Source organism: Bradyrhizobium sp. SRL28 (assembly GCF_018596315.1).
Classification (GTDB): Bacteria; Pseudomonadota; Alphaproteobacteria; order Rhizobiales; family Xanthobacteraceae; genus Bradyrhizobium.
Genome location: NZ_JAHEAG010000056.1, coordinates 1 through 22,212 on the forward strand (window position 1 = coordinate 1; position 22,212 = coordinate 22,212).

The window sequence follows — 22,212 nt, forward strand, 5'->3', positions numbered from 1 at the left end:
TTCGGCGAGCGCCTTCGGTGAACGAACCGCCAGTGCTATAAACGACCACTTCGCCGCTGCCGGCGAGCTTCTCCTGCGCCCACGCCATTGTCGCTTTGGCGACCAACGGTACGCTCAGTAATGCCGCCGTTGACTGAAGAAGTGAGCGTCGGCTCAAGCCACAGAGTGATTGGCCGCTGGAATTCTGTTTGGTCATGACGTCCTCCCCCTGCTGAAAAAACGCCTAATTTGCTGCGCGCATTGCTTCTCACGCTCGGACTCGGACCAAATCTTGCTCGAATGCTAACGGCCTCTGAAGCCGAAGTTCTCTAATTTTACGCTCGAAAGCCCTGAAATTCTGCGTCCACCAGGAAAATGCGCAGTTTTCTCCCGCCACGCATCGAACTCCGCATCTAGCGAGCAGCGCACTAGGTCTGAACCTTGCAGCGATCGAATCCAGACTTACCAACGCCGAACCCCCTTTCCCGGTCCCGCCCCTGGCCGCATTTCTTCACGCGCCTAGTAGCACCACGAACCGACGATTCCGGCGGCACGACGATTGGTTGGCAAGTGGCACGGAGACTGACCTTAATAAAATTCACTCCTACCCGCAAAACAGGCGTCAACTGGCAGAGAGCTTATCCTGTCCGCCATACGAGCCATCGCTCCTCGATGTGAGCTGCGTTGGTCTTGGGCGTTTCGCCACAAGCCAAGCGGCGTCCTCAAGCAAAACCTTCGTAGCGTTGTCGGGGATAACTTCACAGCTGATATGAGACGCAACAAACCGCTCCGAGCGTCGACCGAAGTGCCGTGGTTCGCATCGACTTACCGACGCCGGCGGAGAAAACGAAGTCAGGCTGGTCCAGTCGGCCGCTTAGTTATACAGGTGCTTTAGAAGGAATCCGGCCACGCGGCGCCTTTTCGGCTCGCCTAATGCCATCCGCCGTGCTTCCATCTCATCTCGTCAATCCGATCCGACAACCGATTTTATATTCACTTCCGTCAAACCGATATCATTTCGCAACCAGTGCGACGAGGGACGTATTTCGACTCTTCCGCGGTGACTCGCGGTTGCACGCCGCACCGAAGCAACGATCAGGGCGACGAACCGAGCTCCATTCCCGCCAGTTGGTTTCTCTAGGTAGATGCCTTTGCTTGCGGCTACTGATACAGCCCCGGGCTGCTTTGCCGTCTCCTGACGAAATCCATTTTCTTCATCTCGCATGCGTCTTTTCGACACCAGCGTCCGGAAGCTTCCTTAAGTAGCCCGTCTGAATCGAGGTCACATTGCCATTAGGCACGGGCCGTACCGACAAAGCAGCTCGACAGGCGGTTTGGGATTTCTAACAAGTGTTCAAGTCTGGATTGATGCAATGAGCGGCGCGTAGACACTTAAATCCTGCGCTCGGGCAACTTTTGACGGATTTTAACCGGCTGGGCTGATGCCCGCGTGCAGCAGCGCTGGCCTGAACGCAATAAGGTCATTGCGCTCGGGCCGCTGGACCACTCGTACCATCGAGTTCATCCGTCGCAATATAGCCTCCCATCGGGAGAGAGCTGCTTTGCTTGCCAGCTGTAAGCAGCGGATGCGAGTTTCCTGGCGGCTCGGCGAGTCCAGAGATTGTCGGTTCAGAGGGTAAGACCACGCTTCCGTCCAAAACCCCACTCCACGCCGCCCGGACCGGCGATGCCGTTCACCTGCCGACCCAGTTCGCGCTCTAGCGTGGGTATCCATGGCACGAGCTGAAAGCCGAGTCCGTTGTCGATCATGGCGAAGCGGCCGGAGGCAAGCGACAGCCGCCGGCGATAAATCCCCGAAACGGATTCGCCTGTCTCGCCGGGTACTGCTCGGGGGTGAGCTCCGAGCGCACAGCGAGCGCGTTCCGTGTTCGGCCGCGCGCGTCCTCGAAGGGCCGGAGCTCAACGATGCCGCCAATTGGCCCATCGCCGGCCGCTTCGATGTTGGGCAGTTTCAGGTGATGCACGCGCCCGTCGATCCCGTCAACAATGGCAAACGCCGTACCCTTAAGCTCGTCATCGTGCCCGCGCCCGATGAGACGGCCTATGATGGGTTCACCGTGGCGTTCGCCTTCGAGTGCCCAGGATGATGGTGAGCGTGCATCTTTGGCCAGAGTCTTATGCAGCCGCTTGATGATGTCGCCACGTTCCCCGAGCGCGCGCAACCGCGGCTCGGCGTCCGCGGCCAGCACCCAGCGCGCCGGCCCGGCAGGCTCTGCAGGCCTTGCCGCTCGAGCGTCCGCATCCGGCCGATCCGAAACTCCCGCAAGGGGTCGGCCCCCGGCACCCGGTTCGGTCTCAGATCGATCACTCCGTCCGCTGTGCCCGCTTCGCGGACAAGCACCCGGTCGAGCCTGGTCCAGCGTTCTGCCGTCATCTCCGCCTCGAGGTTTTGGCGAATCTGGAGCTCTGATCGCGGGCCAAGTTCGCCCTCGGATTCACGCCGGAACGCGACGCTCGTCGGCAACAGCGCGTCCTGATGCACCGTGCCGTCTTCCGCGCTCAGCGACGGGGCTGTTTGGCTGCATTGAAGCAGCGATCGATCCGTCGCAGCGCAATTTAGTATTGGAGCGCCGGAGCCACATCACAGGCATTCGTGCGTGGTCCAGCGTGCACTTGAAGTGCATGGCCACAAGCAGGATAGCGTGTGTTCCGTCGTCGTTGATCTGCACCAGGTCTCTTCCGCTGTCGCGGAGCTCCACGTTCAAAGTATTGCGCTCATCGGGTCATTGATTTGCAGGTCTGCGGTTCGATTCATGCGTGGCGCATGCCGAACATGCCACCGCGCTCGGTCTTTCGCTGCGTGCATTTGGGCCATCGCGCGAATTGCCTCGAAGCACTCGGCGACGAAATGGATTGGCGATTGCTGCGTCATCTGGGTGCCCGGGTTGAATTAAGCAGCGCTGCTTATTACGCGCAGCTTAAGTACCGATTGATGCCGGCAGCGGCGGACGGACAGTCAAATCGGTGCCGCTTCAGCGACGAGTAAAGTGGATGATCCTGCAAGGGACGGAGACGCCGGGCGTCGCGTGGCGCAGATTTCCCGCCGGCACCGCCGCGCAACCAGAATGAGCTTTAGGTTCAAGTATTGCGGTGAAGGTGACATCGGTCTGCAAATCCGCCGTTCTATTCACGGCGTTGGCCGCGAGCGGATTGTGCTCCATGGCCGCGGCGCGTGTGCTCACGCCCGCCGGGCTTGGTGCGGAATCGTCGCAAGAAATTGCATCATCGACCCGCGCCGAATGCATGATCAGGGCGAGGTTGTGGACAACCGCCACGCCGGCTTTGCGGTGCGACGAGTGCTTGACGATCGCAGCCCCGTGTCTTAACCTCGTCTGTGCCACTTGAACGCGAAAGGTTTAGCAAACTCCACTCTTTGAATGGCATCGGTGAGTCAACAACAACTGCACTCGGCAGCAAGCTTCCGCACTCAATCTGCGCCTGGCGGAACCAGCCGTTGCCCATGTGGTACGCGAGACCGAGCGCTTCGCTGGCAATCTCGTTGCACTGCGCGCTCGTCGCCGAATACACATGCAGCCTCTCGCAGCAAATCGCCGGGAAGCCGAGCCTGAGCAACTCGGGATGCACTCCGGCTGACGGGTCCCCTGACTTGGGTTCGATCCGGTACTGCCGTCCGAGACACGGCTTCAGTTTACTGGCGGAGAGAGTGTGAGCCCCATCCCGGCGGGACAGCTGTCATCTCGGCAGCTTCTGGAGGCGTGGGCAAGCTCGCTGGCCAATTCGCCCGCCAGTCGCGGCGCGCGCGTGGTCGGGATCGCTGGTCGCGAGGAGAAGTGCCGTTATGTGGTCGACGAGTTGGCTTCGACGCCTGCATCTCCCACCTGTCGCCCAGCTTCGCGCAGGACCTCGCGGCCGCCTGCCCACACGGTGGGACGTCTATTCGAGAACGTCGGCGGCAAGGTGTTTAAGGCGGTCCTTCCGCTGTTCAATCCGGGTGCGCGGATGACTATTTGCAGCCTGATCGCCCACTATGGTGAGGATCTCTCTGTCAACGCCGGGGCGGAGGAGAAGGCGCGTGCCGAGGCCAGACGCATGCGCGTGCAAAATCTAGCCGTCGGCGACTAAGTGGAAGGCTGGCACGACGCTTTCTTGCGCGAGGTTGCGCCCTGGGTCGCCTCGGGCCAGGTGCGCCACGGCGAGGACATCCGCGAAGGCTTTGAGACCATCCCCGCTGCCTTCGCCGACATGCTGAAGGGTCAGAATTTTGGCAAGATGCTGGTCAGGGTGAGCGACGATCCGACGCTCTGACCCGGAACGCGCAGCTCAGCGGGCGTTGCGATTGACGATCACAGATAATCCTCGCAAAGCCGAGACGTAATAGTGCGCCGCGTTTTCATCCGAGCTGCGGACTGGCAAGATCTGTCAGATTATTGCGTTGAGCTGAACGAGCGATCAAAAGGAAATGCGGTGCCGCACCTCGATCGCGGTCGATCGCCTGTTCGAGAGCGCTGGTTTTCTCTTGGTGTCGTGAGTCGATCCGGCTTGAATTGTCTTTGAGCGCTTCAAAACTGGCGCCCAAGGACCCCAATCAGCAACACCCGAACTGAGAGAAGCACTGCGCGCGCCGGGCATATTATCTGAGTACCGTCATCCCGTTCTTGATTACTGTGACGCCCCGCTCCTTCACTTTGGCTTCGAACGAGATGACGTTGGCATCCTTCCACATGTCCAGCGTCACGGTATCGCCGGGATAGACCGGCGCGGAAAATCGAGCCGCATGCCGCTGGAAGGCGCTCGGATCGTAATCGGCGTAGGTTTGCAGAATTCCGCGGCAGGTGATCCCGTAGGTGCACATGCCCTGCAGGATAGGCCTGGGAAATCCGGCACGCTTGGCGTATTCCGGATCCGAGTGCAGGGGATGGCGGTCGCCGCAGAGCCGGTAGATTAGCGCCTGGTCGGGGCGTGTCGGAATGTCGATGGTCTTGTCGGGCGCGCGGGTTGGTAGCTGATGTGGCTTAGGCTGTCCATCGGACGGTCCCCCAAAGCCACCATCGCCGCGAGCAAAGTACGAGATGACCACCGTCGCCAGCGGTTCGCCGTCCCGGCCTTTCAGCACGTTCTGAAAGCGAATGATGGCGCCCTTGTCCTTTCCTTTATCAGAGACCGCGAGCACGGAGGAGTCGGCCGTGATATGCGCAGCCGTCGCGAGTGGCTTGTGAAATGTGATATCGCGCTCGCCGTCCACCACCAGGACATTGTTGAAATTCATGGCGCCCGGCTCAGCGCCGGCCGCAGCCACCGAGGCAAAAGTCGGCAGTACCTTTAGCGGCCGTGGCGAAGCTGCGGCTTCGTTGACGAAGGCGAGCTCTTTCTCGTCCATGGGATCGGCGCCCATGCCGATGGCATAGGCGTAGAGCATCACTTCGCGATCCCCGTAGGCGTATCTCAGGCCAAGATTCTTCATGGCCATCAGCTCCTCATAATTGATTGGCACGGTGTCTTTCCCTCCCAACAAAAAATGGCCAAGCTTTTTTAAGTCTCGTTCCGCTTGGGCTAGCGAAGCAAGGCCGGTCATGATGACATCGACGCGGCAACGGCCCGTCAGCAACGGCCCGTCAGCAACGCAGATCACGCCGCTCCGCCGGCCTCACCGAGCCGGCGGAGGTGATGCGCGGCATCCCTCAACGTGTCTTTGAGCAAGCTCAGCCGCTTGAAGGAGCGGCCTCGCAGCATCGTTAAACTCCATCAGGGGTCTTTTTGGTGATGAGGCAGTCAACCGCGGTCAGTCCGGTCCCATTGCCGGTAAGAATGATCGGGTTGATGTCAATCTCGCCGATCTCGTCGGCAAGATCGGTGCAGAGAGTGCCGAACCTGACAACGCAGTCCGCGAAGCTCTCCAGGTCTGCCTTTGCACCGCCCCGTCCGCCGCGCAGAACGCTTGCCGCGCACAGCCGACCAATGGCCGCATTGATATCGGCTACATCGAACGGCGGGAGCAGCACGCTCACGTCTTTCAGCGCCTCAACCCAGATCCCGCCCACGCCCAATGCGATGACTGGCCCGAATTGCGGGTCGAATGTGGCACCAAGCATCATTTCGGTACCCGACCTGGCCATCTCCTGCACAACAACTCCGGCGATCTCCGCTTCGGGGCGGTGCGACCGTGCAGAAGCCATGATCCTCTCGAACGCTGACGCTGAGTCCTCACGCGAGGAGATATTCAACACGACGCCGCCGACATCCGTCTTGTGCACGATCTCGGCCGACTCGACCTTCATCGCCACGGGGAAACTCAGATCCTCTGCGATCCGTGCAGCTTCATCCGCCAGCGTCGCCAACGCCTCACGCGTGACGGGAATGCCATAGAGCGCAAGCAGGCGCTTACCTTCCCGCTCTGTCAGAACGGCGCCCTTCGCGTCGCGGATGATGCGCAGCGCCTCTGCATAACAGGCGCTGCGCTGGCTCCGTTGTCCGGACAGGCGATTGCTGGGCCCACGGGCGCGCAGGAACTCGGCATAGCCCATGAGCGCAGAGAGCGCCTTCAGCCCGGTCTCGACGCCCTGCAGAAAGGGCATGCCGTCGAAATCGGCCTTGGGCTCAAGCATGGGCATGTTCGGGTCGAGAGCAGCATGGAAATGGCCGCCCGCAAGGCTCATGACAGAAAAGACCACCTCCGGCGCCGCCGCCGCGGCGCGCGTCAGTGCCTGGCCAAGGGCCGAGCGCATATCGAGGCACGAAGGGAAGCCGCGGCCCCAGATGACAACATCATAAGCATCGCAGGTGGCGAGCGTCGTGAGGGACGCGTCGATGATGTGCGTGTCGTAGTCGGCTTGCGCAGTGAGATCGAGCGGATTGCTGACGCTGGCGAAGTCGGGAAAGACTGCCTCGAGTCGCGCCTTCGCCGCCGGTGGCAGTGGCGGGAACTCGATGCCGCAGGGCTCGGCGAGGTCGGACAGCATGCTGACCGCAGTGCCAGAGAAGGACGCGAAAGCAACGCGACGACCGCGGGGCCGCTTGGTCGAGGACAGTGCGGCCGCGGTCTCGATCATATCATCAACCGTGTTGACGCGAATGACGCCCAGCTTCTTTAGTACGGCGTCGACCACCACGTCTGAACCCACCAGCGAGCCGGTATGGGCGAAGGCCGCTTTGCGGGCGCCCTCGGAGCGACCGACCTTGATCATCACGATCGGCTTGCCCTTGTCGGCCGCGCGCTCGCAGGCCTTGATAAATTCGAGTGGGCGCTTGAATTGTTCGCAATAGCAGGCGATGACGCGAGTATCCTCGTCATCGACGAAGTAATTTATGAAGTCTGCAACGTCGGTGCAGGCTTCGTTGCCAGTCGTGACGACGCGCCCGATGCCGATTCCGCGGGACAGCAATGGCACGATCAGACTGAAGACCAGTGTGCCACTCTGCAGCACGGCACTGATGCCGCCCGCCTTCATGGCGTGGAAGTCAAGCGGAACCGCGATCAGCCGGTTGGCGGCGTTCAGGAGCCCATAGCAGTTGGGACCAACCACTGGAATGCCCGTCCGTTCGGCCCATTCGACGAGCCGGCGCTGCCTCGCGACGCCTTCGGCGCGCTGATCGGCGAAACCGCTCGAGATGATCTGGATCGCGCCCACGCCAGCTGACTCGCAGTCGTCCAAAACGAGTGGGACGGCGTTGCTAGGGACGGCGACCTCGACGAGGTCAACCGAATGTGGAATCGCCTTCAAACTCGGAAAGCACGGCACCCCCTCGATCTGCTCGTAGCGCGGGTTCACCGCCGTGAGCTTGCCCGAGAAGCCCCATTTCTTCAGATTCCTGATGATTTCCGTGCCGAAGCCTCCTTTCGGTGAGGCTCCTACGATCGCGACGGATTGAGGACGAAAGAGCCGGTCGAGACGGTGACCAGCTTCGTCGAGCGGTCCCCGCACCACGTTATTCGTTTGCATTTTCAGCTGGTCTCTCTTTCCCCGCCCGCAGTTCCGATCTTATCTACCAAGTTCTCGCGCGCGTCGGGTCGAAACTGGCGGGAAGGATCTATGGCCAGTCAGGCTGTCGGGACACGCGGTTTGCGTCTGAAGGCTATGCCTCACCCTTGAAGTCGAATTTCCCTAATGTGAGCCGCTACATGCTGAAAATGCGTGTTCCATGGCATGCTTACGAAGAAAATATGCTCCATACGTCGACAATGCGAAGCGTCCGGGCCGGCGCGCTCTGTTAATTTAGAGACGACGAGGCGTTCGCCACCGCCAGCCTGATCAACCTTGCGTTCGTCGCTGAATGAATAGTGCCTCAAGCGGCCGGCCTCCCCCTGCGTCGGCCTGCCACTTTCAACGCGCGGCACCGCTCAGATTTCTGCGCCGGAAAGTAGCCACACATGAAGAACGATCGCGCCGCTCCCTTCCTGCCGACGCGCAGACATCATCGTTCTGCTCATCGCCCGGACTTGTTCAGGACGAGGTTTCAATGTCCCTCAAAAGCGGGCTTTCGCTTCTCAGCGAAGGCGCGAACGCCCTCCTTGTGGTCGAGACTTAGTTCCGTCCTGATCAGGTTCTCGGCTTCATAGTCCATCGACTCTACGAACCCGGCTGTCGCCGCGTAGTCCAGATTGTTCTTTATGCAGCCGAATGTGAGTGTGGGCCCCTCCGCGAGCGAGGCAGCGAGCGCAAACCCGGCCTCGGGCAAATCCGCATCGAGCACCACGCGGTTGACAAGGCCTAACGCTTCGGCGCGATGCGCATCAATGCGTTCGGACAGAAACATCAGTTCGCGCGCGCGAGAAAATCCGACCATTCGCGTGAGCAGCCAGGCGATCCCGCAATCGCCGGACAAGGCCACGCGCGCATATGCCGTGGTCAAAATGGCTGATTGCGCAGCAACACGGATATCGCAGGCGAGCGCGAGAGCAAGCCCCGCGCCCGCTGCCGCACCCGGAATAGCCGCAATGGTCGGTTTTCTTACTGCAACCAGTGCACCCCATACCGCTCGCTGTTTGACGCGCAGATCGTCGACGCGCTCTTCAAAAGTTGCTTCGGCTAATGGCGAAGTCTGATCCATGCCTTTTACATCGGCGCCTGCGCAAAACGCGGCTCCCGCGCCGGTGATAAGGATCGAACGAACTTGCGGGTCTTCACCGAAGCATTTGATCATCTCGCCCAATGCGGCGCTCAGGCGGCTGGAGAGAGCGTTGCGCGCCTTTGGCCGATTGAGCGTGAGAACGCCAACGTGGTCGCGAACCTCCGCCAGCAAATCACCTGTGCCTGTATCGATTTGCAGTTTCTGTGACATACCTGTTGCTCCATCGTAACTTTGCTGCGCCAATTTTGACACGCCGTCAGGTGTGCCGTCGGCGAGCCCCAGTACTAGGCAGTCTCGTCGTTGCCACATCAGCTGCTCCACAGGGGTGCCGCGGCTGTATCCATCCGTGCGATCACGACTGACAGCCAGTTCCTTGGACTGAAGAAGCTTCGGGATCTGCTTTAGGGACTTTCGCCGACACACGATCGCATCTTTCTTGTGCCCGAAATGAGCGGAGTCCAGACCCTCGGCAGCCAATAACGTCCGCTAACCGCGCTGAAACACAATCTCAACGGCATCGGAAGCGAGATCTGTCACGGAGACGGGCACGCCCTTTTACGTCCCTGACCGGGCCGCGTCTCCCGCGGGAACGACCGCGGTGAACCAGTTCGGCGGCACGCGAACATCCTTGACGCGCAGCTTGCGATCACCGCTCTGGGCGATGATAAGATCGAGGAACATCTTCAACTCATAAGGAAACCAGTTCTCGACCTTGCCCCTGGTCACCAGTTCGTCACGAACGGACTCATCACGGAAATGATCGGTAGCGACGTCGACAATAGCTTCGGCTTCGCCGCGAGGGCGCCAATCAACTGGATGGGCGGCGTAAAATATCTTGGTCAGTTTGTCGAATTCCCACTTCATCGGAATCCCTTTAACGATCCAAAGCACGTCGCCGGCCCTGGCCTCAATAACACGGCTATGGTTTTCGCCTGTGTAGACCCTCAAAAGTCCGTCGAGCACAATGATCGCCTCGTCGTATTTCGTCGTCATCTCGAACGAGCAACGTTCGTAGACACCAATGCCGGCAGCGAATGTCTTACTGATCTCGGGAGTAACCAGGCGCAAGTTCGATGCATAGCCGCCGGGATGCTGCTTTAGGGCATGGCTCTGTATGTTCGCGGGGAAGCTCATGTCCTCGCTCTTCAGATGAAGCACTTCAGGCAGTTTCGTTATGGTCATCATCTTTCTCCTTTGGCGGCTCAAACAGCAAAGAGCACGTTCCATTCCTCGCCATAGCGAGCGAGCCGGAGGCTCGGTAAGAGTGCAGTCGTTTCCACGGCCCACAGTTGAAGCGCAGCGGTTGTGTTGCAGCGGCCGCATCCGAAGGCGGTAACGAGCGGCTCAGCAGCTTCGCCGATCATGGGGCACGGCAGGCCGGCGAAACGATCACGTGCGTTGCGGACGCGAACTCTGCCGTCACGACATGCTCTGGGAAGGCGCCGCGGCCTGCAAAGGCGCTATAGAAATGATCCTCTCCGTCATAAGCGCCCTACGATCTGGCGCCCTGAATGACGCATTTGGTTTCAGCTGTAGGGGCAATACTACCTGCGCTGAAAGCCCAATCCCGCTGATAACAAGCCCCATGTCGCCGAAATTCTGCGTTCGAATACATCCGATGCTTTTTTCACGAGATCTGGGCATTCGGCGCGCGCTATCTGTCAGCTCACGGTTTACCGGGAGTTTTGTGCCGACCGGTGTCGCCCGAGCTCACGACGAGCAGTCGCAGAGGATCGTGCGCCGGTGATGAAGCTAGCCGCGCGATGCCAGGTAGACGTGGCACCCACGATCTCGTCAGCTTCACCGATACGACCAGCGGCGCCTTTCTGTTCACCAATTCCAACGTCGCGCGCGACGCCATTTGATATCGCGCGTCTCGCCGGTGGCACCGTAGCTTACGCCGGTTGGGTCATTGTTCTTCCGATCCGGCAGGCCCCTCTTCTCACTCACACTGCAAATCCCGAGAGTAGTCGGAGATGATCTCGGCACCGGTCTGCGTCACGAGCACCAGTGCACTAACTCCGACACTCACGTCAGGCTCTGGGAAAAGCACCGGCACGATATGGAACACCATGCCGGGTCTCAGGACGCGCGAATCTCCATCCTTGAGATCCATGATCGCCCCCTCGCCCCAGCCCGGACAGATTCCGACTCCGACGGAGTAGCCGGTTCGATGAACGAAAGCGTGGGCCAGACCTGCGCGAGCAACGGCGCCGCGACAGGCGGCATCCACATCGCCGCTGGTTGCCCCGGGCTTAATGGCAGCGATTGCTGAGTCTAGCGCGGATTTCGACGCGTCGGCGGCCCGGCGGACGCTGTCGCTCGGCTTTCCCATGGACCACGTTCGCATTAGGGACGCACTGTAGCGCCTCCAATTTCCGGATCCCTCGACCTGGACCAGGTCACCCTTCTCGATGCGTCGACCAGCCCAGGTCCCATGCGGAAGCGCGGTACGCGGGCCGGACACGATGTAAGGAGGCCCCGCCATATACTCACTGCCGGCGGAGATGGCTGCATAATGAAAAGCCGCGGCTACGTCATTTTCAGTGCGACCGGGACGCGTGGCTTCGTGCGCTGCCTTAAAACCGGCGTTCCGCGCCTCAGCTGCGCGGCGAATGTAAGCGATCTCCTGCGGGGACTTGACGGCGCGGCCCTCCATAACCGAAGACCCATTGATAAACTTGGCGCCGGGTAGCATGGCGCGAAGTGTTTCATAGGCACTCACCGGAAAAAATACGGAGTTGGCATCCACGCCGACAGTTTTTCCCGCCGCGCCCAAATCGAACAGCCTCCGCGCAAGCACCTCAGCCGGAACATCGGTATCCTGCCAAATTGCGGCGTTACGATAATAGGACAGCCGCTCGACGTTCACCTGCTCGTACCGACGCACCACGAGAGTCGGCTCACTGGAGTGCGTCACGACGAGAGCCTGGAAAACGTAGTATCCACGGGTGATGAAGCCCGACAGATAGTAGATGTTCTCGGGCGAGTTCAGCACGAGGTAATCGATCTCACGCTCGCGCATCGCCTTTCGGCACGCCGCAAGGCGAGCATTGTATTCAGCAGGAGTGAAGGGTAGCTGGTCGATAGCATCAAGCGGCAGAAGATCGGCGCGCCCTGTCATGGATGTCTTATCCTTCTTTGATTGAGGTGCTGCGTCCGAGGGCGGCACCGCATTCCTTCATGCGCTTCAGTATGGTTTGAGAGCTTTGCGATCGCCACTTCTCTGCAAGGTGAAGCCTCCGCCCCTCTTTTGAATGGCAGATAGCAGTGGGCAGTCACCGCAGGCCTTACCAATTGGGATCACAACCTCACCCGGCTCCAAATAGGGCATCAGGAGCGACTCCTTGAGATCCTCCACGCGGATCATTTCATCCGTCGAGGGTACGCACAGTTTTCCGGAAGTAGGCGAGTCGCTCGGGGACCGCAAAGATCGCTACCTCGCGCTAACTGTCCGACGCATTACCTGCGGCGAACGTTGGCGACCTGCTCGAGGCACTGTCACGGACGTTTCGCCGCATCTCAGGGATCCAAGGCTCCCGCGCGCGCAATCGCTTTCGGGAGGACAGGGCGTCCCCCTGCCCGAGGTAGATCCACGTCGAAAAGCCGAGCAGATCGAGGAGCCTGTCCGAGGCCGCCTCGAAAACAGCAGGGTCTAAGCCAACGAAGAAATTCTCATTCTGACGAAACTGCGGGCCACAGTAGTAGGCCAACAACCCAATTCGTGGCTCATCCGTAAGATTCTGACCGGTTCCGTGCCAAAGCGAACCATCGAAGAACACGACGCTACCTGCCTTACCGGTCGCGGCAATCGTCGGCACCTTGTGCGGAACGGAGGCGTCTGGATTATCTGACCGGAGATGGGAGCCCGGCACGATGCGCGTGCCTCCATTCTCCTCTGTGAAGTCTGTCAGCATCCAGACCACGTTGCACGAGCAGGGCGGCATGATCACGCCCTGCGGAGCAGCATCCAACGTGTAGCGCCCGCGGTCACCGACCTTAACATAAGCGTCGCCCTTGCGGGCCGGCATTGGACACCACCAGGCATCGCGGTGGAGAGGCTCAAGGACTCCGCCTTTTTTGGCGATATTCGCCGCGAAGGAACTCAGGAGGAAATTGGCTCCAAGGACATGCTCAGCGAGCTCGAGAGCGATCGGATGCGTCACCAAGTCGCGCAAGACCCTCCCCTTGTTTAGAAGAAAATTCATGCGCTGGTTCACGCCTCCTTTGATCTCGGAAACATTCTCCCGCAGCGCTCCGGCCTGATCCTCCATCACTTTTTTCAGCTGAGAGGGCCCACCGTCCTCGCGCGCCCAGCCGACAGCTTTCTCGGCCTCCGCTTGTTCGAGAACGCGCCGCCGCACTTCGGCGACCTCGGACTGCGATAGCACATCGGGAATGACACAGTAGCCATCCCTTGCGTAGTCAGCCTTCGCCTTTGCCAGATCGATTACCGGGCGCGTGATCACATCAGACTGTTGTGCCGACATTGACTTATCTCCTTAATGGAGTTCAACGGAACGGATGATACGCCGGATATTTCCACACCGACCCCACGACTTTCAGCTTAAATCGGCCACTACGCGCAGAAATTCGACGAGAAACGCTCGATTGGAGAACTTTTCATCCACATATCAGTCGCATGCAGCCCAATGGCGCTGGTATGGCCGCGGACACGCGAGAGGGGTTGTTGGCCTCTGTTAGGCCTGCCCCCGTGATCATTGGATGTGTCTCTAGCTGCGAGCTTCTCCATTTCGGGGGCCCGAGGAAACTGGCCTTGCTTAAGCTTCAGATTCCCGGGAGAATCAAGCTTACACGATCAAGCCCGTGCCGGTCCTCGACAGACGAACGGGACGTTCGCGTCGCGCGCCGCCAACATCACGTCAGCACCGCGGGGGAACATGCCCGCCAGCCGGTCGGCGCGATTCCGATCGGACCTGGATAAATGCGGCCGGAGAGCATCGTCGATTGGTCGCGGACGCTGTTGTCGATCAGATACGGCGGTACGATGCGCGGGTGGCGCAGCCGCGGCTGACGCGCGGCCAGGGGCAACGAATCTACCTTCGGTCTCGATCATATTCAGATCCTGGTGGTCCATCACGCGGCTTCACACCGCGGGAAATTTGTCGTCAATCGAGCAGACATTCCTCGAATGGATAGCTCGACAGTGTCTCGTAGCCATCCTCGACCACAAGGACCTGCTGCTCAAGCTTGACACCATCGCGCTCGCCGAGAGCTCCGACATAGCTTTCGACGCAAATCACCATTCCCTGTTCGAGTATCCCGTCATAAGGCGACGGCTTACCGCACACGGGATTGATCCGCGGATACTCGTCGGCCATTCCAACGCCATGGACGAGGCAGGTGTAGGCATTGGCGTGGTATTCTTCCGGCAGGACTAATGCCTGCTGCTGGAATTCGCGGAATGTGATCGCCGGCTTGACCAGTCGCAGATTGTGCTCGATCTCCTGCATGGCCAGGCGATAGAGCTCCTTCTGCCTCTTGGTGGGTTTTGCAGGTCCGCAGTGAAATGTGCGCGAGATGTCAGCGAAATAACCGAACGGGCCGATCATGTCGGTATCGAAGCCGACTAGATCGCCGGATTCGACCTTGCGTTGAGATGCCTCCTGGAACCATGGGTTGATCCGCGGGCCAGATGCAAGCATCCGGCAATCATGCCAGTCGCCGTTATTCGCCAAATTCGTGTAATTCAGCAAACCCCATAGCTGCACTTCAGTCACGCCGGGACGCATCGTTTCCTTCATCTTTGCTATGCCCAGCTCGGCCACGCCGATGGCCCAGCGCATGCAGGCAATCTCATCGGATGATTTGATGAGACGAGCCTCTTCAGAAACCGTTACCCCGTCGATCACCTCCAGGCCCCGCTGCAGCAAGGCTTGCGTGATACTGGGATTGATATATTCCACCGCCACCCGCCTGTTATCCGTTCCGATCTCTGTGAGGTAGGAGGCGATATCGTCCGCGAACTGGCGGGCTGCGTCAGGAAGGTTGTAACCGCCGCCAAAGAAGGAAATAGGCCGGCCTTCCCGGCACTCGTCAACCACGGGCGGCTTGAGGTAGTCGTAGACGCCGTGAATGACAATCGGCCCCTCGACCGGCACGAACAGGTAAGTGATCGGAATATGCGACTGAAAGAGAGCGAATGACCGAAAGTCCACCGCGTAGCGTAGGCTTATGGGACTGACCAGTACGCACATCGATGCACCGGCCTTCCGTAAGGCGCCTCGCAGACGTCCGAGACGATAGGCGTAGAGACGTGCCATATCGATCTCAGGCATGTCTCTGTACCTACGTAGATCACTCCACAGGTCGGCGGCAACGAGATGGTCCGGGACGATCATTTCCGGCATTTGATTTGCCTCGTCGGCTTGTGCAGCAAACTTACGTTCGGTACCGTGGTTACGGTAAGAACGTTTCAATACCGATTAATGCAATGTGCTGCCCGTCAAGCTTAAATCCTGCGTTCGAACCCTTCTTTCGACGGATTCCAACGAATCCACTTCGAGCGCGCCAACCGAGAGGGCGGAACAGTACCCGGCCCGCCGGACAGTGGATAGGACCACCTCCTTGCCTTTGCACGCTCCTAGTTTAGCCTAGCACTGCAATCACTGCAGACATACGCGCATTTGCGCTCCGCACCTTAGTTTGGTGCCGATTTCCTGCGGACAAATACGCTCTTCCGCAGCAAAACATTCCCTCTCTCTTGCGATTTGCAGTCAAGAGTCGCGTTGTCCCTCCTAACATGGAAAATGATATTGAGCGTTCGGGCACGGGGAACCGGACTTGGCCACTTTTTTCCGAGTGCTTGATGATCTCTAGGGGACAGAGCCCAGCTGAAATCACTCAGCCCTAGACAGACACTTAGGATCGAACCGAGGAGAAATGGCGCGATGAAAGTTCTTTGCTTGTGGCACGCCACAGAAGATGAGGTAAATAGCATCAGAAAGGCAATGCCGCGCGGTACGGAAGTTGTGGCACCAAAAGGCGAGTACTTTTCGCGCTATGAAAGCACCTACTCAGAGTTAGAGGCTCACGCCGTCGACGCCGATGCATTCATCGGCTTTGCTATCCCAAATGGACTGATCGAAATCGCGCGAAATCTTAAGCTAATCTGTTGGCTGCATTCCGGCGTCGATGAGCTTGATCTTCAGCTCATGAAGAAACGCGGTGTGAAGCTCGCGAACGTCCGCGGCGCGAATGCGGTCGCGGTTGCGGAGCAGGCGATGATGCTGATGCTTTCCCTGGCGAAGAAGACCCTCTTGAAGCATCAAGCAGCGCGGGAGAGCCGCAAACTCTTCCCTCTATGGGGAGATGAGCATCGATCAGCCGTACTACACGGCCGTACTCTCGGAGTGATCGGCGCTGGAAGCATCGGGAGTCGGATTGCCAAAGATGCAAAGGGGTTCGAGATGCATGTTCTCGGAGTTCGGCGCAACAAAGGGCAGCCGGCAGAGTACGTAGATTCGATGCACGGGATTGACGAATTGCATTCTGTGCTTCCGAAGTGTGATTATGTGGTTCTGGCAACTCCTCTAACGAAGGAAACCAATGGATTCTTCGGCAAGCCTGAACTGAATGCGATGAAGCCAACTGCTTTTTTGATCAACGTTGGGCGCGGGAATGTGGTTCAAGAGAAAGCTCTCTACGAGGCGCTGACCTCTGGCCGTTTGCGCGGCTACGCAGCAGATGTGTGGTGGGACTATGATTCTGGTAGAACCATGCCGCGCTCCTACTTTACACCTTCGCGCTTGGGAATTGAGAAGCTTCCGAATGTCCTGTGCTCACTTGGCGAAGCCCACAATGCAGATGACGTTCGGGAACGGGATATCGAGTGGGGCATTCAGAGCTTGGTGGAGTTTGCAGCGGGAAAGCCACTCACTCGCGAGATTAACGTAGAGTTGGGATACTAGACACCTGCGGCGATCACGGGCGGCGGGGATTGGCGCAAGCCAATCCCCCAAGGCGCGCAAGACGCCTGCTGTAGGCCCCATTCGTTTCAGAGATCGCCACGTTCAACCACCATCGACGGGGCGTCGGCCCCGGCCAAGATCAGATGGTCGAGGACGCGATTTAGATTAACGACACCGCAGCCGTTGAAGTCTGGGCGAGCACCCACCCACATTGTAGGTCAGCAGCGCAACTGCAGCTCATCCGTAACATTCTGGCCGCTGGCTGCCAAAGCTTGCCGTCGAACAAGCCGCTACGTCCTAATTGCAGTTTGCGCACTTAGCGTGCCCGCCATGCCAGCCATCGCTCCTGGATGTGATCTGAGTTCGACTTGCCGTCCGGACGCTTAGCGGCGAGCCAAGCGGAATCCTCGACCACCAATTTCGATGCATTCTCCTCGTTGATGCTGAGCAGCGGCACGAGATCGGGCGGCAGATGGTGGAGCTGATTCGTGTTTGGACCTGGATAGCCGATGCCCAGTGTAGAGCCGGCCGCAATCTGGGCCCGATTGACGAACGCGATCAGCTTCTGTGCGTTCTGGGTGTTCGGGCCGCCTTTGAGCACCGTCCAGTAGTTATAGGTCATAGGCGCACCATCCCATACTATGCGAATAGGTGCCCCCCTGGCGAATGGCCGTGATGGCACGACCATCGTAGCAGCTTGTCATCACGAATTCGCGGTTGAGGAGCAGCTGGGGAGGTTCCCCGCCTGCCGTCCACCACTTGGCCACGTGCGGCTTAATCTGGTCGAGCTTCTTGAACGCTCTGTCGATCTTGTCGTCGGTCAGCGGCCAACGATCTGATGCCGCCACCCCGTCGGCCGCAAGCGCAGCTCCGATGTTGCTCCTGGCGTTGGGACCGAGGAGGCCGCGTGGCCCGGGGAATTCCTTGACATTCCAGAAATCCGCCCAGTTTTTCGGACCACCTTTGGGAAAGGCGCGTCCATCATAGGCAGCCAGCGTCGCCGTTCCGTACGCGACGACCGCATCCTTCAGGCGGGCGCTTTGTGGTGTTCCCTTGAGAGATTCATCGTCCCACAGACCATAGTCGATGGGCAGAAACATGCCGGCTTGGTGCATGTCCGGGTAGTTGTATGCTTGAACTATTGCGGTATCCCAATCGACGCGTCCAGCTTGGTTCATCGCCCTCACTTGCGGCTCTGAAAAGTCCGCCGTCACATCGACGACAGAGATACCTGTCGCCTTTGTAAAGGGCTCGTAGACGTATTTGCGCATTCCTTCCGTGTACGAACCGCCGAACGAGAACACGACAACCTGGCCACTGCCCGCGAGCCTTTCCTGCGCCCAGGCGGTGGTGGCCTTAGCGACCAACGGTACGCTTAGTAAGGCCGCCGTTGACTGAAGGAGTGAGCGTCGGCTTAGGCCACCAACTAAGTCTCCAGTGGAGTCCCGTTTGGTCATGACTGTTCTCCCCGTTGAAGCAACTCGGTTTGTTATGCGCAGGGTACTAGGGCCTTCGCCGAGATCATCGAGACGACGAAGCCACACACCGCTCGGAAACATCGCAACATAAGCCGTCGAACAACTAGATCGGCTTCGCGGGCCCACCCTTGCGCCTGGATCGCTCCGGCAAGAGTGGACGAGCTCACCACCGGCTCACCACGCCTCGGTAGTCCTGAAAGACGCCGCTGGTAGCCGGCGTGAGCTCGGCTATGCGACAGATGAGGCCGCGCGCGCACTCCTCCGCCGAGATGTAGGCGGCTTGACCGGCGACCATATCTGTTTGTACCCAGCCGGGGTTCAATAGCCCCACCAGGATCCCGTCACCCGCCCAGTCGCGTGACAACCCGCGCATGCCATTGTTCAGCGCCGCTTTCGACGCTCGGTAGGCGTACTTGCCGCCGCCGGCGCTGCTGGTAGAGCCCATAATGCTGGTAATTGCCACCAGCTTCTTCTCATTGCTGCGCCTCAGGTTGTCCCGCAGCGCCTGGGCGATGAGCATCGGGCCCAGGGCATTGACGCGCAGCGTGGTCGTCCAACCTACGGTCTCGATGAGGTCGGCCGACAGGCCGCTGACCCCCGCATTATTGATAAGAATGTCGATCGGTCGATCGCCGAGCGCACGCTTAAGAGAGTCGATCGAGGCCTCATCGGCCACATCGAGCGGCATGATCCGCACGCGGTCGCTGGACGACTTCGCGAGTTCCTTGAGCGCATCGGCCGTTGCCGGATCACGGCAGCAGGCGATCACCTCGGCGCCCTCGGCCGCATATTGCCGCACGAGCGCCAGGCCGATGCCGCGGTTCGCCCCCGTGATCAGAACTGTACTCATTTAAGACACGCCTCCGCTTCATGCGCCCGGCACACCGCGCCAAAGATCTCTCAGTGAAATTAAGTAACATTCGAAACCGCCGAAGCGATCTCGACCGCTCAGTCGTAGTACACGAAGAAGCGACCCTCGACACTCTTGCGGGGCTTCGCGTTGGGGTAGGCACGGCGATCGTCGAATGAAGAGTGAGCGCCCCTCGGATTGCAACTGTCTTCGGAGTCATACCCCTTAAACAGGATGAACTCATTCGAAGTCATTTCGGGGAAGTAGTACCAACGTTGAAGAGGACTATAGTGGGCATGCCAAGTCTTATGCTTGATGCCATACCCCTCGTAGACCGTCTCGAAGAGATCAGTATCCAATACGGAGCTGCCATCGCACATCGCTAGCGGGAAGTCTTGCGGAGGCGGCGACAGAGCATGCCAAGCTTGAATGATCATCAAGCGGGAATACGCTCGGATTTGAATGCCCTGAATTTGGTCCTCGCGCGCAGCGATCATAGGCCCGGCGATCGGCGAGTAATCAACATGAGCAAACCCAGCGACCGTGTTCCTTACTAGAGGGCGATGCCCCTCTCCAGCCGGGAGGGGCGTTCCGGCCGCACGAACAATGACGGCATCTTTCTTGGGCACGACCCATGACGCATTGAAGTAGCTCTTGATAAACGGGACCATATCTTCCAGATACTTGTCGCGCATGAGTTCTGGATCAGGCTCATTTGCCCAAGATGCATTGCGCTGAATTAGAGTGAAGCCTTCCCGGTCAAGAGATAGCTCGTCCACGATCGGACGCGCATTGCGGATCTCCACGTCATAGCTGACATAACCCATGGGGTTGCTGTAATTCGACACGACAACCTTGGGAGCCTTTTCCTCCGGCGTGCGGCGAGCAAAAGCGATTTGACCGTGAACGGTCTCCAGCTGATCGTGATTAACTTGCGTTATCGACGAAACTCGTGCCGCGTTTGCCATGGATGCTCTTCCCTAGTTCTTTTGTTATGGAGCAAGTGTGAGCGCGACGCGGCGCCGAATGTCCGCGAAAACCGACCAAAGGCGCCGCAATTCCGCAAATCAACGACCGTTGAGCAGATTTTCGACACCCCGCGCCGTCGCGCGTGGCTCGGTCGTTCACTTGATATCATTGTGCCCGTCTTTAGCGTGGTGACCCAACACCGCGATCTATGAGTCAACGTTTGGGGAATGCCCTGCGTTCCAATTTGGCATCTGAAGCGAAAGCATCAGCAGCTAATGCGACCATTGAGCGGCCATCCGGATCCGCCCCGTTGTGCTCACGGTCGCCCGAGGGCAGCGGCTTCGAAATCGTCCCTCGGTTTTGCTAAGTCAGTCGCGGCGCGGTAATCACATCGGCCTGTGGGCCGATATTGAGGTCCTTTTCGCGCATAAAACGGCCTTCACACTGGCCGGAGTTGGTGTGCTTTCGATAGAGGAGCACCCCCTTCATCAACACCCCATCTCCAGCGAGTATTTCAAGACGCCTTCCGAGCGGGATGTCAGTCACAAGCCCGCTGCACTCACTTCACATTCGCGAGTTCATCCATCACTTGTTTGGTTGCCCGATATGCCAGATCCACAATTTCGTCTATTTCATCTTCCGACACAATGAGAGGTGGCGCAAAACCAAGAATGTCTCCGTGCGGCATTGCGCGTGCAATAAGCCCCAGATCGCGAGCGGCCTTCGAGATGCGGGCGCCCACTATGAGCTGCGGATCAAATCGCCGTTTTGTCTGACGATCCGCAACGAACTCGACGGCGCCAAGCAGGCCCACGCCTCTAACTTCCCCGACAATCTCCAGCTGTGCAAACCGTTCCTTGAGCCGCTTTTGGAAGTGCGATCCGACGATCCTCGCGCGATCGCTCAGTCGCTCCTTCTCGACAATATCAAGGACCGCGTTGGCCGCGGCGGCCGCAATCGGATGGCCGGAATAGGTATATCCATGCGAAAACGCCCCCACCCGATCCGCGGCTTCCTCCATGACCGCGTAAACCTTCTCACCGACGATCGCTCCTGAGAGCGGCATGTAGCCGGAGGTCAGACCTTTCGCGACCGTCACCAGGTCGGGCTCCATCCCGTACAGCGTGCTACCAAAGTCGGCGCCGGTTCGACCGAATCCGCAAATCACCTCGTCGGCGATCAGAAGAACATCGTAGCGCCTGAGCACGGCCTGGATTTCACGCCAGTAACCGCTCGGAGGCGGTGTGATCCCGCCCGTACCCAGCACCGGCTCAGCAATGAAGGCGCCGATTGTCTCGGGCCCTTCTCGCACGATCAGCTCTTCAAGCTCGGCTGCACGCCGGCGAGAAAACGACTCTTCCGTCTCGCCCGGCTCGGCGCCCCAATAATGGTGCGGCGCTCCCGTGTGCAGAATACCTGGAAATGGAAGGTCCATGTGATCATGGTAGAACGACATACCGGTCATCGAACCGGAAATGACCGAGCAGCCATGATAGCCGCGCTCGCGTGAGATAATCTTCTTTTTCTTCGGCTGCCCACGTAGATTGTTGTAATACCAGACGAGCTTGGCTTGCGTTTCGTTGGCATCTGATCCGGACAAGCCAAAGAATACTTTGCTCGGCTTACCCGGCGCCATTCGCACGAGACGATCCGACAAGGTCGCCAGCTCTTCGGTCGTGTGAGCCGCATAAGTGTGATAGTACGCGAGCTTGTAGGCTTGCCGAGCGATGGCCTCAGCCACTTCGGTGCGACCGTAGCCGATATTTACACAATACAGACCGGCAAAACCGTCGATGTAACTGCGCCCCTCCGCGTCTTTGATACAGATGCCTTTGCCGCCTGTAACAATTGTGGGACCCCCCATCTTACCACTGGCGAATTCCTTGAGCTGAGTGAAGGGATGCAGAACGCTCGAGCGATCTCGTTCAGCGATGGTCTTAATATCAATCATCCTGGT

Annotated in this window: 20 protein-coding genes; 3 read left to right on the top strand and 17 right to left on the bottom strand. The window is 59.1% G+C overall.

Annotation, left to right across the window (positions count from 1 at the left end):
• The 4 genes from KIP88_RS40930 to KIP88_RS40940 form a co-directional block, all read right to left on the bottom strand.
• Positions 1-196: hypothetical protein (locus KIP88_RS40930; protein ID WP_214493776.1), on the bottom strand; the 196-nt coding region annotated here is incomplete at its 3' end.
• 1,412 nt (positions 197-1,608) lie between these two features.
• Positions 1,609-1,791: a DUF3363 domain-containing protein gene (locus KIP88_RS47195; RefSeq protein WP_308163758.1), complete on the bottom strand. Its 183-nt coding sequence runs from the start codon at positions 1,789-1,791 to the stop codon at positions 1,609-1,611.
• A complete protein-coding gene (locus KIP88_RS47200) occupies positions 1,746-2,189 on the bottom strand; it encodes a DUF3363 domain-containing protein (RefSeq protein ID WP_308163757.1) in 444 nt (147 codons plus the stop codon). The genes KIP88_RS47195 and KIP88_RS47200 overlap by 46 nt, the downstream gene beginning before the upstream one ends.
• A gap of 783 nt (positions 2,190-2,972) precedes the next feature.
• On the bottom strand, positions 2,973-3,275 hold the full coding sequence (locus KIP88_RS40940; protein ID WP_214493777.1) for a hypothetical protein: 303 nt from the start codon (positions 3,273-3,275) through the stop codon (positions 2,973-2,975).
• Positions 3,276-3,666: 391 nt separating this feature from the next.
• Here KIP88_RS40940 and KIP88_RS40945 point away from each other — a divergent pair, with 391 nt between their 5' ends.
• Together KIP88_RS40945 and KIP88_RS40950 are read left to right on the top strand one after the other, a co-directional pair.
• Positions 3,667-4,083, top strand: coding sequence for a hypothetical protein (locus tag KIP88_RS40945; protein WP_214493778.1), 417 nt, complete (start codon positions 3,667-3,669; stop codon positions 4,081-4,083).
• A 24-nt stretch (positions 4,084-4,107) separates the two neighbouring features.
• Entirely contained in the window at positions 4,108-4,266 is a 159-nt protein-coding gene (locus tag KIP88_RS40950; RefSeq protein ID WP_214493779.1) for a hypothetical protein, read from the top strand.
• Between the two features lie 325 nt (positions 4,267-4,591).
• Here KIP88_RS40950 and KIP88_RS40955 read toward each other — a convergent pair whose 3' ends face one another.
• The 7 genes from KIP88_RS40955 to KIP88_RS40985 all read right to left on the bottom strand — a co-directional run bounded on the left by KIP88_RS40955 (position 4,592) and on the right by KIP88_RS40985 (position 15,398).
• The gene (locus KIP88_RS40955) at positions 4,592-5,452 is read right to left on the bottom strand and encodes a MaoC/PaaZ C-terminal domain-containing protein (protein ID WP_214493780.1); all 861 of its coding nucleotides are present in this window, start codon (positions 5,450-5,452) and stop codon (positions 4,592-4,594) included.
• A gap of 241 nt (positions 5,453-5,693) precedes the next feature.
• Positions 5,694-7,898: an acetate--CoA ligase family protein gene (locus tag KIP88_RS40960; protein WP_214493781.1), complete on the bottom strand. Its 2,205-nt coding sequence runs from the start codon at positions 7,896-7,898 to the stop codon at positions 5,694-5,696.
• Positions 7,899-8,412: 514 nt separating this feature from the next.
• The gene (locus KIP88_RS40965) at positions 8,413-9,237 is read right to left on the bottom strand and encodes an enoyl-CoA hydratase-related protein (protein ID WP_214493796.1); all 825 of its coding nucleotides are present in this window, start codon (positions 9,235-9,237) and stop codon (positions 8,413-8,415) included.
• A gap of 345 nt (positions 9,238-9,582) precedes the next feature.
• Positions 9,583-10,209: a cupin domain-containing protein gene (locus KIP88_RS40970; RefSeq protein WP_214493782.1), complete on the bottom strand. Its 627-nt coding sequence runs from the start codon at positions 10,207-10,209 to the stop codon at positions 9,583-9,585.
• Between the two features lie 760 nt (positions 10,210-10,969).
• Positions 10,970-12,151, bottom strand: a complete 1,182-nt coding sequence (locus tag KIP88_RS40975) for a Xaa-Pro peptidase family protein (protein ID WP_214493783.1) — start codon at positions 12,149-12,151, stop codon at positions 10,970-10,972.
• A 322-nt stretch (positions 12,152-12,473) separates the two neighbouring features.
• A complete protein-coding gene (locus KIP88_RS40980) occupies positions 12,474-13,517 on the bottom strand; it encodes a phytanoyl-CoA dioxygenase family protein (RefSeq protein ID WP_214493784.1) in 1,044 nt (347 codons plus the stop codon).
• A 639-nt stretch (positions 13,518-14,156) separates the two neighbouring features.
• Positions 14,157-15,398: a Xaa-Pro peptidase family protein gene (locus KIP88_RS40985; RefSeq protein WP_214493785.1), complete on the bottom strand. Its 1,242-nt coding sequence runs from the start codon at positions 15,396-15,398 to the stop codon at positions 14,157-14,159.
• 540 nt (positions 15,399-15,938) lie between these two features.
• Here KIP88_RS40985 and KIP88_RS40990 point away from each other — a divergent pair.
• Positions 15,939-16,958: a 2-hydroxyacid dehydrogenase gene (locus tag KIP88_RS40990; RefSeq protein WP_214493786.1), complete on the top strand. Its 1,020-nt coding sequence runs from the start codon at positions 15,939-15,941 to the stop codon at positions 16,956-16,958.
• Between the two features lie 316 nt (positions 16,959-17,274).
• Here KIP88_RS40990 and KIP88_RS40995 read toward each other — a convergent pair whose 3' ends face one another.
• From KIP88_RS40995 to KIP88_RS41015, 6 genes are all read right to left on the bottom strand, one after another.
• A complete protein-coding gene (locus tag KIP88_RS40995) occupies positions 17,275-17,580 on the bottom strand; it encodes a hypothetical protein (protein WP_214493787.1) in 306 nt (101 codons plus the stop codon).
• Complete coding sequence (locus KIP88_RS41000) at positions 17,570-18,415, bottom strand: extracellular solute-binding protein (RefSeq protein WP_214493788.1); 846 nt, start codon at positions 18,413-18,415, stop codon at positions 17,570-17,572. Before KIP88_RS41000 ends, KIP88_RS40995 begins: the two co-directional genes overlap by 11 nt.
• A 184-nt stretch (positions 18,416-18,599) precedes the next feature.
• Positions 18,600-19,286 (bottom strand): SDR family oxidoreductase, encoded by a 687-nt coding sequence (locus tag KIP88_RS41005; protein WP_214493789.1) that lies wholly within the window; start codon positions 19,284-19,286, stop codon positions 18,600-18,602.
• Between the two features lie 98 nt (positions 19,287-19,384).
• Positions 19,385-20,254 (bottom strand): CmcJ/NvfI family oxidoreductase, encoded by an 870-nt coding sequence (locus tag KIP88_RS41010; protein ID WP_249791403.1) that lies wholly within the window; start codon positions 20,252-20,254, stop codon positions 19,385-19,387.
• 364 nt (positions 20,255-20,618) lie between these two features.
• Positions 20,619-20,744, bottom strand: coding sequence for a hypothetical protein (locus tag KIP88_RS48015; RefSeq protein ID WP_283848575.1), 126 nt, complete (start codon positions 20,742-20,744; stop codon positions 20,619-20,621).
• A 70-nt stretch (positions 20,745-20,814) separates the two neighbouring features.
• The gene (locus tag KIP88_RS41015) at positions 20,815-22,206 is read right to left on the bottom strand and encodes an aminotransferase (RefSeq protein ID WP_214493790.1); all 1,392 of its coding nucleotides are present in this window, start codon (positions 22,204-22,206) and stop codon (positions 20,815-20,817) included.
• Positions 22,207-22,212 lie beyond the last annotated feature (6 nt).